A 13,186-nucleotide genomic window follows, 5' to 3' on the forward strand; every position below is an offset into this window, starting at 1 on the left:
TGTCTTATTAAATCGTATTTACTAAAATTGATATATAATCGTTAGACCAATATTCCTGCCAGGTTTATAACTACGGGTGATCTCTTCCACAGTTTTCTTACTTCCATCTGTACCCGTCACCTTTGCAAACTGTTTGTAATACACTTTCTGATCCAGAAGATCACGGATATTGAATTTCAATTCCAAGTGAGAGCCGAACCTTTTTGAAGCCGTCAGGTCAATGACATCACGAGGCATCTCATAACTGTCCGGAACCCGGGCGTTGCTGTCATCACCTGTAGAACCCTCACTGCGTCCCACACCGATCAGCCGCTTCCCTATTCGATTATAGAACAAGGCGAGATCCATTTTCAGCCGGTCATATTTATAGAAGAGACCAGTATTGATTAGATAAGGCGACTGCCCCTGCATAGGTCTGTTTTGCTCCCGATCCCCGGCGGCAAACTGTACCCGACTTTTGATCAAAGCGCCGTTGAAAGACCAACTGAGTCCGGGTAGTCCGATAAAAGAAAGGTCTTTCCTCAAATCCAGTTCCAACCCATAACTATTTGCACTCTTCGCATTCTTGTAAGAATAGATCAGATCTGTACCACCAGACACGGTATACGTCCACTCTATCGGAGAATCGAAATGCTTATAAAAGGCTGCCAAAGAGATCACTTCACCTTTGGCGGGATAAAACTCGTAGCGCAAATCCAGATTATGCACAAAGCAATTTTTCAATTCTGTATTCCCTTGGACGCTTGACGCCAGATCGAAATCATAGTACACGGAAGAAGAGACTTCCCTGAATTCAGGCCGGTTGACAGTTTTACCATAAGAGAAGCGCAACTGGTTTTTCTCATTAAACTCGTAAGTAGCATTAAGGGAAGGGAATAAATCATTGTCCCTGTAGTGGCGGCTAGTCTCACTGACTTCATTATCTTTGGTATTGGAGATCAACTCCATGTCATTATGTTCAAAGCGGACACCGAGATAGGCATTCAGTTTGCCAAAAGGGAGAGACATGGCCATATAGCCTGCGCCTTGAGTGTTGTGTCCGCGGTAGTTATTGCGCATTTGAGATTGTTCCAGCAGATAGAGTTTGTCCGCGCCATAATTCCCTTCGTCACTGAGCAGTTTTGTGATGTCACTATAGCGGAAGCCCGAAGGCAAGTCATTGTCATCGGCATTCCAACTGTAGATAAACTCCCGAGTATAATATTTTCTCGTCCGGTACTCCCCATAAGCCCCTACCTTCAGGAAAGGATTCCATGAGCCGAAATGAAAATCATGTCGTTCATTGACGTTAGCAGAAAAGATATGCTCATCCAACTGTGTCCATTCCCGAGAGACATCATTGCCGTTGTTCAGTGCATAGACGCCACTTTCCATAGCATCATCGAGAAGATATCTACGCCGATCCGGCAGATGGCGATTGGCATAAGAATAGCCTGCGCTCCAATCCAACACATTATCTTCAAAGGTATGTTTTCCCGTCAACTGACCATTATAAGTCATCCGGCTACGGTAATAATACTCAGCAGATTTCTCCAAATTAGATTGGGCTGAAACCCCTTCACGCCACGTATAACGGTCATTGGCAAGTTGATTGAAGATATTTTTCAGTTCATACTTATTGTTTCCGCTTTTGGAAAGCAATGTAAAATTGACCATCGCGCCCAAACGGACATTATGGTTATACTGATCATCCACTGAATGACGAAGATAATTGGATTTGTCGTTCGCCACATCGTATACACCGAAAAGGTTATTCTGCATATCCGTATAAGTTCGGTATTCATTCGTGTAATTAACAGCAGCGATCATTCCCAGTTGTTGCCCACCCAAAGTCCAGTGGTGATTTAAACTGGCGCCAAGTTTAAGGTCTCCCCAGGGATGCATGGCCTTCGTTATCCAATCATTATTCAGTCCATTTCCAAGTAAGTCAGTCCCCCCTTCTTCACCGATACCTTTCAGGACAGCCCTGATGCCACCGGATAGAGAGCGCAGCCCGTTGTCGAATCCCAGGAAATCAGTTCCAGAGCCTTTAGAATACACGAATCTCTTGAAAACAGAAGCATCATTCCAATTTCCGCCCACAGAGACAGAAGCATTGTTATCAGAAGGAATACCTTTAGTTGAAATAAGGATAAAGCCCCCGGAGTAATCTGCCGGATATTCAGCCGCAGGAGTTTTCACGATCGTAAGATTATCGATCTGGCTGCTCGGAATGATATCGAAAGAGAAGGCGCGAGAATCAGCTTCAGAACTCGGTACCGCTCCCCCATTGATCCACACATTATTATATCTTTGAGAAAGGCCTCTAACCATGATGAATTTATCGTCGATCAAACTCACGCCCGGTATCCGTCGGATCACTTCTCCAGCATTTGTATCCTGAGTCCTGCTGATTTCCTGTGCCGACACATTGCTCATGATGACAGAACTGTTTTTCATCTGTTGGATCGCTGCCGTCTCAGTGTTCTTCCTCGCGACACCCGTCACTACGACACCATTCAACTGTTGTTCATCGGCTTTCATCTTGATAACCACCCCACTTTTTGAGGATGATGACTCCGCATGAACACCTTTTATCTCTTTGTTCTGATAGCCCACATACCTGACAAGAAGATTATAATTACGGTTTCCTAAATCTCCCAGCACGAAATGCCCATCCACATCTGTCACGGTCCTCTTGCCTTCACCCTGAAGTTCTACCACCGCGCCTGTCAAAGGTTCATTACTGGTTTCATCCACCACTTGCCCGGTTATGTGCTGAGCGTTCACTCTCAGAATTGTCATCACGAGCAGTCCAAATACTATTATTCTTTGTTTCATCTTAGCACCGTATTCTTCTATTGAGGTTATTATTTATTTCTATCCGTTATTCCGATTCTTTTAATTCCGTTATTCCGATTCTTTTAATAAGGTTCACAGAAAACATTCATTTTCATCATTATCTATTTCATATTATTCGCAAAGATAACTGTGTCATATTACAAGAACATGAAGGAGAAAATAGGAAATCAATACAAAAATATGTCAATTCCGTTAAGACAGATACGGCGCGACATGGACAACCGGCGGTCTGCCCTTTAGACAAGCCACTTTCAGCAATATGGCTTAAGGAACAAACCGTCTTTCAAGGAGTTGATGTATTATGGATAAGATGACTGGAAAGATAAAGATTCTATTTACCAGTTTGAATCCTTTCAAATTGAACGGATTTTCATCTCATCACTAAAATGCTTTTCTTATCACCTGAAAATCAAAAAATATCGTAAGGGCTTGCCCGGGCATTACGGCAGGAAATACCCTATGAATTCAAATATGAATTGAAAGACACCTTATATTAATAAGGTGAATTCGGGTAAAACCTTCTTTCGGTAAGAGGATTGATGTACAGAAACTTTCCACACATCAACATCAAAAAAGACAAAGTCCTTGTTATAAAAAACAGTAAGACGTAACATAGTACTAGTGAAACACTTTCACCTAGTCATCGGCAAAGATATCACCCACTTCTGTCATCTCTTTTGATTTACCATACTTATGGGATTGCATGAAAGCAAAAAAATTCATACATTTGCAGTTCAACAAAAGAGTGGCTATACATCCTGATATAAACAATTTGAAGATATGGGGAAAAAACGGGAAGCGCTGAAAGCAGCTTTTCCAAATTCTTTGCCGGTGATGTCAGGATATGTTTTCCTGAGTCTCACCTATGGTATTTATATGCATGCCATCGGTTTCAGTTTCATCTATCCCATGCTGATGGCATTAATCGTCTATACGGGATCAGTAGAGTTTCTTTTAGGCAATTTGTTATTAGGCAGTTTCAATCCCATGCAGACTTTTCTGATGGCTTTGATGGTCAGCGTCCGCCACCTGTTCTACGGTCTTTCCATGCTGACACGTTACAAAGAATTGGGATGGAAGAAGTTTTTTCTGATCTTCGGGTTGTCAGACGAGACATTTGCAGTTGCAAATTTCAGAGAACCACCGGCCCATGTTGACCGGGGATGGTATTATCTCTGGATCACTTGGCTCGACGAAACCTCCTGGGTGATCGGAGCAACGGCAGGCGGTCTTCTTGCCCCTTTAATACACTTTGATCTGAAAGGACTTGACTTTGTACTCACGGCCATGTTCGTAGCAATTTTTACAGACAACTGGATCAGAGAGAAAGACCATACCAGTTCTATCTCAGGTCTGATCATTCCCATAGGATGCCTATTATGTTTCGGGAATCACAACTTCATGATCCCCAGTATAGCACTGATTCTATTAGTGGTCATGCTATTCCGAAAAAGGCTTGAGGAAGGAGAAAAACGATGACGATTCCACAACAGATCATTACTATCGGGGTAGCCGTAGCAGCTATCGTCTTCACCCGTTTTCTGCCTTTTACCCTCTTTCGCTCCGGCAGAAAGACCCCTTCATGGGTACTTTATTTAGGCAAGTCCCTTCCTCCGGCCATCTTTGCCCTCCTAGTCATTTACTGTCTCCGGGACATCAGTTTCAGCATAGGTGGACACGGGGTGATACAACTTATCTCTGTTTTGGTCACCTTCATCCTCCATATCCGTCATCGTAATATGATTCTATCAATTGCAGGGGGCACACTCTGCTATATGATTTTAATCAGGATTTAGAGTTTCCGCATAAAAGTTGCCGATACCCGGCATCATACTTATTGGTAAAAAGACACCTCTCCTCACTTCAAAAGGCTCAGTTCCCCTTACAGCTTCTTATTATTCAAAGCGATATAACCTGCAGGAATGTTATACTTCTGACCTTTGCCGAGAATAAATTTCAGGAAAGCGATAACGATAGGATTTGTAGGTTTACCTTTTGCCACAAGATAAAGATACCTTGCCGGAGGAGAAGGGTACTTGCCCTCAGCAATAGCCTTGATCAACTGGTCCTTATTCCCATAGAACTTTTCATTTTCATCGAGTTTGCCATTGCCGTTTACATCTATAGGCGCTATCGCCAGTCCAGGATTCAGTTTGTGCGTCTTGTCATCATAGGCATATCCTATATTATTGAAGCCGATTCCATTAGGATCCTTAGCCAACTGTTGCGCTACGCCCGGGTCACCGAAGACGCCGGTACCTTTCAAGTCCTCTTGTTTCTTACCCATCCATTTAGCGAAAGTCTCAGCTGCACCACAGGCATCACTGCGGGTATAGACATCCACTTTAGCAGCATTGGCAGAGCCGACCACCTGTCCCCATGTTTTCACAGAACCTGTCACCCACAGACCTTTCGCCGCTTCGATAGAAAGGCCTTTTGCCAACAATTCTTTATAAACGGGATTGTGGGCGTTAATCGTAGGAACCACTGCATCTTTGGCAACAGCAATGGCCAGTGCACCTTGATGGACCTCGGCTGCCTTCAGGTCACGGGACACCATTCCCAAGTCGACCTGACCTGCGAGCACATCAGTAATGCCCTTGCCTGCTCCACCGGCCGAGAGGTCTATAGTCACATCAGGGTACATTTTCTCAAATTCAGCCGCCCATTTTACTGCCAGCGGATACAAGGCAAAGGCGCCTGATAGGGCTATCGTCCCACTCAACTCTTTTCCATTGCCTCCCTTCTGTGTCCCTTTACTACTGCAAGAACCGAGGCTAAAGGTTGAAGACACCAGAACCAAAACCACCAAGATCAACAAACTCGACTTTTTCATAATCTGTTTTTTTAAACTTCCAATGCCTGCTCTAAAGTCTCTCTTACATATATATACTAAGCTCAAGTAACAGTTTTCGGCAAGCCCATTTTTAAAAGAGCAGAAGCATCGGAAGATATAATATAAATTTTCTGACAAAGTTACATCGTTTTCTACGATAAAAGTATCCTAAAACTACGGTATTTCGTATACCACGATTATGGTAAGTTTCATTCATTATATCCGTTGGTGAAATTATCACGGAGCGTATTAACTCTCCCCAAGCCGTCTTTTATTCATAGAAGTGACAGATGGAAAAACAGTAAAAGCACAACTCTTCGCGATGAACCCAGAAAACAGCCTTGCAGTTTATTTTGCATCATTACAGAAAGCCATGAATTGAAATATTTTAGGCCGTCAATTCTGCCAATTGGTTCATCATCCCATTAAAATACCATACATTTGGTATGCAATTACTAACAAGATGGTATTTTTTGACCTTATATTTAGCCGTATCTTTGTTTCCAGTAATCCACATCTGCTGAACTGATTGCAAAAGAAATATATAAGGAGAGCAATATGAATGCAATAACAACTATTTTCAACCATGCTTGGGTAGGCCTTACCCAGAAAGAGTTCACTTTTTCCAAGCCGGAATCATTCGCGATAGATGCAAAGTTTGCACATCCCAAAAATGCAAGTTTGAGCACCAAGGACTTGAACGTGTCTATTAATGGAAATCCGATCCTGAAGCACGTCAATGTCAACATCCCGAAGAACAAGATCACTTGTATTATCGGGCCTTCAGGATGTGGCAAGAGTACCCTGCTGCGCACATTCAACCGATTGAACGATAATGTAGAGGGACTGAAGATGAAAGGCGAGGTGAACTTAGGCGGGGCCAATATCCTGTCAGCCAACAACAGCAGACTGTCTGAACTCAGGCGCAACATCGGACTAGTACCACAACGTCCCTGCCCTCTGCCAATGAGCATTTACGACAACATCGCTTACGGATGCCGTATTCATGGCATACGTAATCATAAGAAACTGAGTGCCATCGTCAAGCATTATCTGCAGGCGGTAGGGTTGTGGGAGGAAGTGAAAGACCGCCTGAAGTCACCCGCAGCCAAACTCAGTGGCGGACAGCAGCAACGCCTGTGCCTTGCCCGTAGCCTTGCGGTCGAACCCAGTTTTCTATTGGCCGATGAGAGCACAAGTGCATTGGATCCTATTAGCAGCAAGAAAGTAGAACAACTCTTTACAAACCTGAAACAAGACTACTCCATCGTAATGGTCACCCATACTTTACGACAGGCGCTCCGGGTTGCGGATTACGTCATTTTCATGTACCTCGGAGAGGTCATTGAGGCCGGAAGTGCCACGCAAGTATTCAAGCAACCGCAGAACGAACTGACCAAGCGGTATCTGGACGGCACCTTCAGTTGAACGGCGAATCAACACTTTTCCCCTATGTTGATTTCCCACATTCTCAGGATAATTACAAATTCAATTATGAAGAAATCATTCGTGAGTTTCTCATGCCAATTGACCATTATACTCTCATGTATCATTCTGAGCGCATGTCAGTTACGTTCCAGAGAAGGAATATCCAATGACAAAGCCGACCTGAAGACTATCCTCAGTGACAGTGCGCATATCAGTCCGCAATATGCCAAATGCTTTAAAGTGAAATACCTCAAGAATGGTATCCGCCTTGTCGACATCTACAGTGATGACCCTTCACAGGCTCACAGTCACCATAAAGCATACCATATAGCCCTGATCCCCCGTGGGGTAAAGGCAGAAAACATCCCCGGAGACTATCAGGATCAAGTCGAAGTCCCTATAAGAAGTTGCATTCCCATGGGAACAGAATATCTGTCCTCCTTTATAGCCCTCAATGCGCTGGACAAAGTATCCGGCATTGCCAGCACCCACTATCTGCAAAACAAGACCGTCAAGCAACTTGTCAAGGAAGGCAAAATCGTCAGGATCGGTTATGAAGGGAGTTTCGACCCGGAAGTTGTCATGGAGGCTCACCCTGACATCATCTTCATATCCCCCTTCAAGCGCGGCGGTTATGACGTGTTGAAGCAAACAGGCATTACTCTGGTCCCATATCTCGGATTCAAGGAGCCTACAGCGCTTGGACAGGCAGAATGGATCAAATTCTTTGCGATGTTCATCGGGAAGGAAAAGGCAGCCAACGACTACTTCCGGCAAGTCGTCTCAAGATACAATAAGTTAAAGGCCTTGGCTGCCAAAGCCACGACAAGACCTACTGTGTTCAGTGGGGAGAATAAAGACGGAGAATGGTTTGTCATGGGCGGAAAGAGTTTTCTGGCAGGACTGTTCAGAGATGCCGGAGCCACCTATATACCGGAGAATGACCATCACACGGGCGGTTATCCTTCCGATTTTGAAGAGATGTACGACATGGCAGCGAATGCCGATTACTGGAGGATCATGAACAACTATCCCGGCTCCTTCAGTTATAAAGCCTTGCAGGCTGCCGACATAAGAAACACGAAGTTCAAGGCATTCAAGGAAAAACACGTAGTCTACTGCAATATGCGAACTTCAGCCTACCACGAACTGGCACCTCTACACCCGGATCAACTCCTGGCCGACTTCGTCTACGCTTTTCATCCCGAATTGATGAAGAACTATCATCCTAAGTTTTACGCTATCCTGAAATGAAGAGGAATCCTACGGTTTTGATGATTCTGCTCATCGCAATAGTCATCATCCTTTTCCTGACCAACCTTTTGATCGGATCTGTCAGTATTCCTTTTCACGAAATCTTTCAGATTCTCACAGGTTCTCCGTCAGGGACAGATGAAAATCTCAGAATCATCCACAGCAACATCATCTGGTATTCACGTATACCGCAAGCCCTGACTGCGATGGCAGCAGGTGCAGGACTATCTGTTGCCGGACTCCAGATGCAGACCGTCTTCCACAATCCGCTTGCAGGTCCCTCCATTCTGGGCATTTCCAGTGGAGCGGCTCTGGGTGTAGCATTGGTTGTCCTATTGTCAGGCACAATCGGCGGAAAGGCACTCAGTAATATGGGGTATCTGGGAGATGCGGCACTGTCCATAGCAGCCGTCATAGGTGCATTGTCCGTCATGGCGCTCATCGCTTTCATTGCTCAGAAGGTCAGAGGGAAAGTCACATTGCTTATCATCGGTGTCATGATCGGCTATATGACCAGTGCCGTCATCGGCGTCTTGAAATACTTCAGCGATGAAGATGATGTCAGGGCATACATGGTATGGGGACTGGGGAGTTTTTCTCGTGTCTCCGGCAATAATGTCCTCCTGTTCGTTATCCTTATGGCCGTCCTCCTCCCCCTGTCTTTCTTACTGGTCAAACCCATGAACCTCCTACTGCTCGGAGAGAGTTATGCCCGTAACCTGGGATTGGATATCCGCAGGGCAAGACTGCAGATCATTCTCTGCAGTGGCATTATCGTTGCCATTGTCACAGCTTATTGCGGACCTATCCTCTTCATCGGTTTAGCTGTCCCCCATCTTTGCCGAAGCCTCTTCAGGACGAACAACCAACGACTCCTGCTCCCTGCATCCCTCTTTACGGGTACCGTCTTAGCCTTACTCTGCAATCTGATAGCCCGGATGCCAGGTTTTGAAGGTGTACTGCCAGTCAATTCCGTCACAGCGCTTATCGGGGCACCCGTTGTCATGAGTGTCCTTTTCAAGAGACGTAAAGATGTGAGCAGTTATTAAGGCCCTACATCCTCAATCTAATTCTAACCGCAATCCTATCACGATCATCCTTCCAGGTGAGAAATTGGCATATCGGCGGATACTGCTGCCGATGCGCCGGTCTTTCGTATTGAAGATATTGTCTATGCCTAAACTGGGTTGGATCGACCATTTTCTGAGCCAACGCAACGTATGTACAGTATTCAAATTCCAGATGCCATATCCGGGCGCATTTTCGTATGCCGAAGGATAATAGGTCCGACTTTGGAGGCGTCCATCCAAATGAACATCCAAGGTATATTTCTGCCAGTCATGGTGATAATCAGCCAGCAGCGTAAAGGTATTTCTGATACTCCTTTCCAGATTGTCCCACACGCCATTTGTCTGTTGCCGTCCATAGATCCAGGCATAGTCTGCAGACAAATTCAAACCATCCAAAGGGCTCACACCGGCATTGACCTGCAAGCCATATACCCGGCCCTTATCACTATTGACATAGAGGTTATAATGGTCCGTTTTTGCGGCCTGCGCATCCGTTATCTCAGGGAATTCTTTCCGCAGTTGGGCCATCTTCTCAGCATCCACAGGAATGACATCTTCCACGATCATATCTTTTATGCCATTGACAAAACCCGTTATGCCGAATCCGGCATGACGCATCTGATACTCTGCGCTCAACGAGAAATAATTGCTCTTCTCGGGTTTCAGGTTTTTGTTGCCAATGGTGATCGTCGAGAAATCCCTGACAAAACTGACATAGCGATAATAGAGTTCATCAAGTCCGGGTGCACGAAAGCCACGAGAATAAGCTGCCCTCAAGACAAACTTCCCCGGAGCATACCAAAGAGCTGCCTTAGGTGTGAAATTACTCCCGAAAAGTTGGTGATGGTTGTAACGTGCTCCAAGAGTCAGTTTCAGATTGTTCAGCAGTTGCATCTCATGCTGGAGGTAGGCCGCTTGGGTGTACACATGATTGTCGACCTGTCCGGTGACCGCATTCATGAAATCATTGCGCCAGTCCAATCCCAGGATAGTGACGGAATGACGATACAGGCTGAATATGCCTTTGATTTCAGCCTCGTACATTCGCTGTGTCTTTTTTCTGATGTAGTCCCCCACATGATAAGGCTGCGTAGCTACATCATACTCATTGCCATAACTATAGTCATCGCCGTTCAGACGAAGTTGAAGACTGTTGGACTGATTCAACCGGTAAGTCCCGCCTGCATCCCATCTCCATGACTCCGAGCGCAATTCGTAGTCGAATCCGCCCGTCGTCTCAGCACTCGTATTGGGGCGGAAAGTCTTGTGCCAACCATAGTTTCCCTCCATAAAAAGACTCAAGCGATCTGTCGGCCGGAAAGAGAAGCGCTGAGAAAACAGATTGTTCCGGAAACCGGAAGTAAGAGGAGCCAAAGAGCGTTGGGTCGTTCCTGAATTACCCTTTACATATTCATAGTCGTTATTACGAAAATATCCCGCCTGATCATGACCGAAAGAAGTATAACTGCCGATCCTTTTTCCGGAAATATCAATATCCACAGCTTGATGGAATTGCCCTTTACCGGATACTCGGGTCTCCGAACGGACTGACAGAGGACGGTGATCTGACGGAGTCGTAATAATATTGATCACCCCTCCTATGGCGTCACTGCCATAAAGCGTAGAAGCAGCCCCATCGAGAACTTCTATACGGTCGATATGAGACAAGTCAATGCGGTTCAGGTCAATATTCCCTGAGATATCCCCGATCATTTTCTTGCCATTGACCAGAACCAGGACATACTTGTTGCCCAGGCCATTAAGATGGAGATAGGAGCCGGTAGAATTAGGAGATACCGACACCTGAGGCACCAGTGTCGTAATGGCGTCAGTAAAATTTCCGACCCCACTCTTCCGGATATCCTGCGCCGTCACCACCTTGACAGGCGTAACGGATGAATGCAAGAACTGTTGATGACCGTCACCGGTCACGACGACAGGTCCAAGGTTGACTACCCGCGACAGATCCAGACTGTCTGTTTGAGCATTGGTCGTCACTGTGATAAAACTCCCTAAAATCCCTAATAACAAATTTTTCTTTTTCATTCAAATCAATTCTGGTTGAATAAATATTTCTTGAGCATTTTCATAAGAGAATACCTCCCTGAAAATAAAGACCACGAAGGTATGGCCTCAACTGTGATACAGCATGCGAAGAGCCAGAAGACATCTCCTCCCATACACACATGATGAGTGTATTTTCCAGTTGGCTTTAAGGTCTATCCAAGTCATTCCCCTGAAGCCATGATTCTTTCTTTCGGATGCGGACAGACACGATACCGCTTTCATCGTCTTTAAGCATTTTGTTCTCTGATTATAAATTCCTTAAAACCAGATACAAAGGTCGGCACATTCTACTATTCTCACAATACCACAAGATAAGTATTCGCATAACAAAAGTTTGTGAGGCAAAATACCCTAAGGGTGGTATTACATACCTGACTAAAAGTTGCGACCTTTGCGTCTACAACCAAACAAAAAACTAAAAGATATGGCACAAATCATTGTAAATGACGAAAAACAAGAAGTCAAACTTCCCCTGACAGTAAGAGAACTGTTAAAACTGGACAAGGTCTTACAACCGGATATGGTCACTGTGCAGATCAATGAGAAGTTTATAGAGAAAGAGGATTATGACTCCACCCAACTGAAAGACGGTGACAAGATCGATTTTCTTTATTTCATGGGAGGCGGGAGTCTCTGAGCAACCTATTTTCTATAACAAAAAGTCATATCATGATCGAATTAACGGAACAACAAATAGAACGGTACAGCCGGCATATCCTTCTTCAGGAAGTCGGACTTGAAGGTCAAGAAAAACTCCTCAACGCCAAGGTGCTCATCATCGGTGCAGGCGGACTGGGTGCACCGGCAGCCTTGTATTTGGCTGCAGCCGGTATAGGGCATATCGGTATCGTGGATGCAGATGCCGTCGATCTCAGTAATCTGCAACGCCAGATCATTCATTTCACCAAAGATGTCAGCAGACCTAAAGTGGAAAGCGCCAAAGAGAAAATGATAGCCATCAATCCGGATGTCAAGGTGACCACCTACCATGAGTACCTCTATTCTTCCAATGCGAAAGAAATCATTGCGCCTTGGGATTTCATCATTGACGGGACAGATAATTTCCCGGTCAAGTTCCTTATCAATGACGCTTGTGTCATGCTCAACAAACCCTTTTCTCACGGAGGTATACTGAGGTTTCGAGGCCAGACCTTCACGCACGTTCCAGGCTCAGCCTGCTACCGCTGCTTTTTCAAAGAACCGCCTCCCGTAGGTGCCGTTCCGACATGCAGTCAGGCCGGTGTGCTGGGTGCCATAGCAGGTATGTTGGGAACCATACAGGCAGCAGAGGCCTTGAAGTATTTCCTCGGCATCGGCGAGTTGCTCACTGATCGCCTGTTGACTTTCGATGCCAAGACCATGAATTTCCGCACCATTCACGTCAAGAAGAGGGAGAACTGCGAGATCTGCGGCGCTCACCCCACCATCGACCACCTCATCGATTATGATCAGGCTGCCTGCGACTTGAAAAATCATTAAGAGACCCATCAACTGAACTCACCTAAAAGACCGTGAGACCGGATAACAACTGACAGGACTTATATCCTGCAAAAAATCAATTCTAATATGAAACGTACATGATCGTCTTTCGCCAAAGGGAATGAAAAGGGATTTTTTGTATCTTTGCCACAGTATAAACCCTTTAATCCTTTAGATATGTCGAATCAGAAGCAAGAAGTCTCCTTTTCAG

At 45.3% G+C, this 13,186-nt stretch carries 10 protein-coding genes; 7 read left to right on the plus strand and 3 right to left on the minus strand.

Annotated elements, in window-relative coordinates; translation table 11 throughout:
• Positions 1-21 precede the first annotated feature (21 nt).
• Positions 22-2,820: a TonB-dependent receptor gene (locus NG821_RS06805; protein WP_252760908.1), complete on the minus strand. Its 2,799-nt coding sequence runs from the start codon at positions 2,818-2,820 to the stop codon at positions 22-24.
• 801 nt (positions 2,821-3,621) lie between these two features.
• Between NG821_RS06805 and NG821_RS06810 the strand changes: the two genes are divergently transcribed.
• Positions 3,622-4,320, plus strand: coding sequence for an AzlC family ABC transporter permease (locus NG821_RS06810; RefSeq protein ID WP_252760909.1), 699 nt, complete (start codon positions 3,622-3,624; stop codon positions 4,318-4,320).
• Positions 4,317-4,637, plus strand: coding sequence for a branched-chain amino acid transporter permease (locus tag NG821_RS06815; protein ID WP_252760910.1), 321 nt, complete (start codon positions 4,317-4,319; stop codon positions 4,635-4,637). The genes NG821_RS06810 and NG821_RS06815 overlap by 4 nt, the downstream gene beginning before the upstream one ends.
• An 86-nt stretch (positions 4,638-4,723) precedes the next feature.
• On the opposite strand, the gene NG821_RS06820 is transcribed toward NG821_RS06815, so the two are convergent.
• Positions 4,724-5,677, minus strand: a complete 954-nt coding sequence (locus tag NG821_RS06820) for a PstS family phosphate ABC transporter substrate-binding protein (protein ID WP_252760911.1) — start codon at positions 5,675-5,677, stop codon at positions 4,724-4,726.
• Positions 5,678-6,235: 558 nt separating this feature from the next.
• Here NG821_RS06820 and NG821_RS06825 point away from each other — a divergent pair.
• The 3 genes from NG821_RS06825 (at position 6,236) to NG821_RS06835 (ending at position 9,408) form a co-directional block, all read left to right on the plus strand.
• Positions 6,236-7,105 carry a phosphate ABC transporter ATP-binding protein gene (locus NG821_RS06825; protein ID WP_252760912.1) on the plus strand — a complete coding sequence of 290 codons (870 nt, stop codon included), beginning with the start codon at positions 6,236-6,238 and terminating at the stop codon, positions 7,103-7,105.
• Positions 7,106-7,171: 66 nt separating this feature from the next.
• On the plus strand, positions 7,172-8,359 hold the full coding sequence (locus tag NG821_RS06830) for an ABC transporter substrate-binding protein (RefSeq protein WP_252760913.1): 1,188 nt from the start codon (positions 7,172-7,174) through the stop codon (positions 8,357-8,359).
• Complete coding sequence (locus tag NG821_RS06835) at positions 8,356-9,408, plus strand: iron ABC transporter permease (protein WP_252760914.1); 1,053 nt, start codon at positions 8,356-8,358, stop codon at positions 9,406-9,408. The genes NG821_RS06830 and NG821_RS06835 overlap by 4 nt, the downstream gene beginning before the upstream one ends.
• Positions 9,409-9,420: 12 nt before the next feature.
• Here NG821_RS06835 and NG821_RS06840 read toward each other — a convergent pair whose 3' ends face one another.
• Positions 9,421-11,475, minus strand: coding sequence for a TonB-dependent receptor plug domain-containing protein (locus NG821_RS06840; protein WP_252760915.1), 2,055 nt, complete (start codon positions 11,473-11,475; stop codon positions 9,421-9,423).
• A 445-nt stretch (positions 11,476-11,920) separates the two neighbouring features.
• Between NG821_RS06840 and thiS the strand changes: the two genes are divergently transcribed.
• Both thiS and NG821_RS06850 read left to right on the plus strand, forming a co-directional pair.
• Complete coding sequence (gene thiS, locus NG821_RS06845) at positions 11,921-12,133, plus strand: sulfur carrier protein ThiS (protein WP_252760916.1); 213 nt, start codon at positions 11,921-11,923, stop codon at positions 12,131-12,133.
• Between the two features lie 32 nt (positions 12,134-12,165).
• Positions 12,166-12,975 (plus strand): molybdopterin-synthase adenylyltransferase MoeB, encoded by an 810-nt coding sequence (locus tag NG821_RS06850; RefSeq protein ID WP_252760917.1) that lies wholly within the window; start codon positions 12,166-12,168, stop codon positions 12,973-12,975.
• Positions 12,976-13,186 lie beyond the last annotated feature (211 nt).

The sequence above is a fragment of the Segatella cerevisiae genome, assembly GCF_024054555.1.
GTDB lineage: Bacteria > Bacteroidota > Bacteroidia > Bacteroidales > Bacteroidaceae > Prevotella > Prevotella cerevisiae.

Coding starts and splice junctions, on each gene's coding strand:
- NG821_RS06805 (WP_252760908.1), bottom strand. CDS start 2,820: ATGAAACAAAGAATAATAGTATTTGGACTGCTCGTGATGACAATTCTG.
- NG821_RS06820 (WP_252760911.1), bottom strand. CDS start 5,677: ATGAAAAAGTCGAGTTTGTTGATCTTGGTGGTTTTGGTTCTGGTGTCT.
- NG821_RS06810 (WP_252760909.1), top strand. CDS start 3,622: ATGGGGAAAAAACGGGAAGCGCTGAAAGCAGCTTTTCCAAATTCTTTG.
- thiS (WP_252760916.1), top strand. CDS start 11,921: ATGGCACAAATCATTGTAAATGACGAAAAACAAGAAGTCAAACTTCCC.
- NG821_RS06840 (WP_252760915.1), bottom strand. CDS start 11,475: ATGAAAAAGAAAAATTTGTTATTAGGGATTTTAGGGAGTTTTATCACA.
- NG821_RS06850 (WP_252760917.1), top strand. CDS start 12,166: ATGATCGAATTAACGGAACAACAAATAGAACGGTACAGCCGGCATATC.
- NG821_RS06825 (WP_252760912.1), top strand. CDS start 6,236: ATGAATGCAATAACAACTATTTTCAACCATGCTTGGGTAGGCCTTACC.
- NG821_RS06815 (WP_252760910.1), top strand. CDS start 4,317: ATGACGATTCCACAACAGATCATTACTATCGGGGTAGCCGTAGCAGCT.
- NG821_RS06835 (WP_252760914.1), top strand. CDS start 8,356: ATGAAGAGGAATCCTACGGTTTTGATGATTCTGCTCATCGCAATAGTC.
- NG821_RS06830 (WP_252760913.1), top strand. CDS start 7,172: ATGAAGAAATCATTCGTGAGTTTCTCATGCCAATTGACCATTATACTC.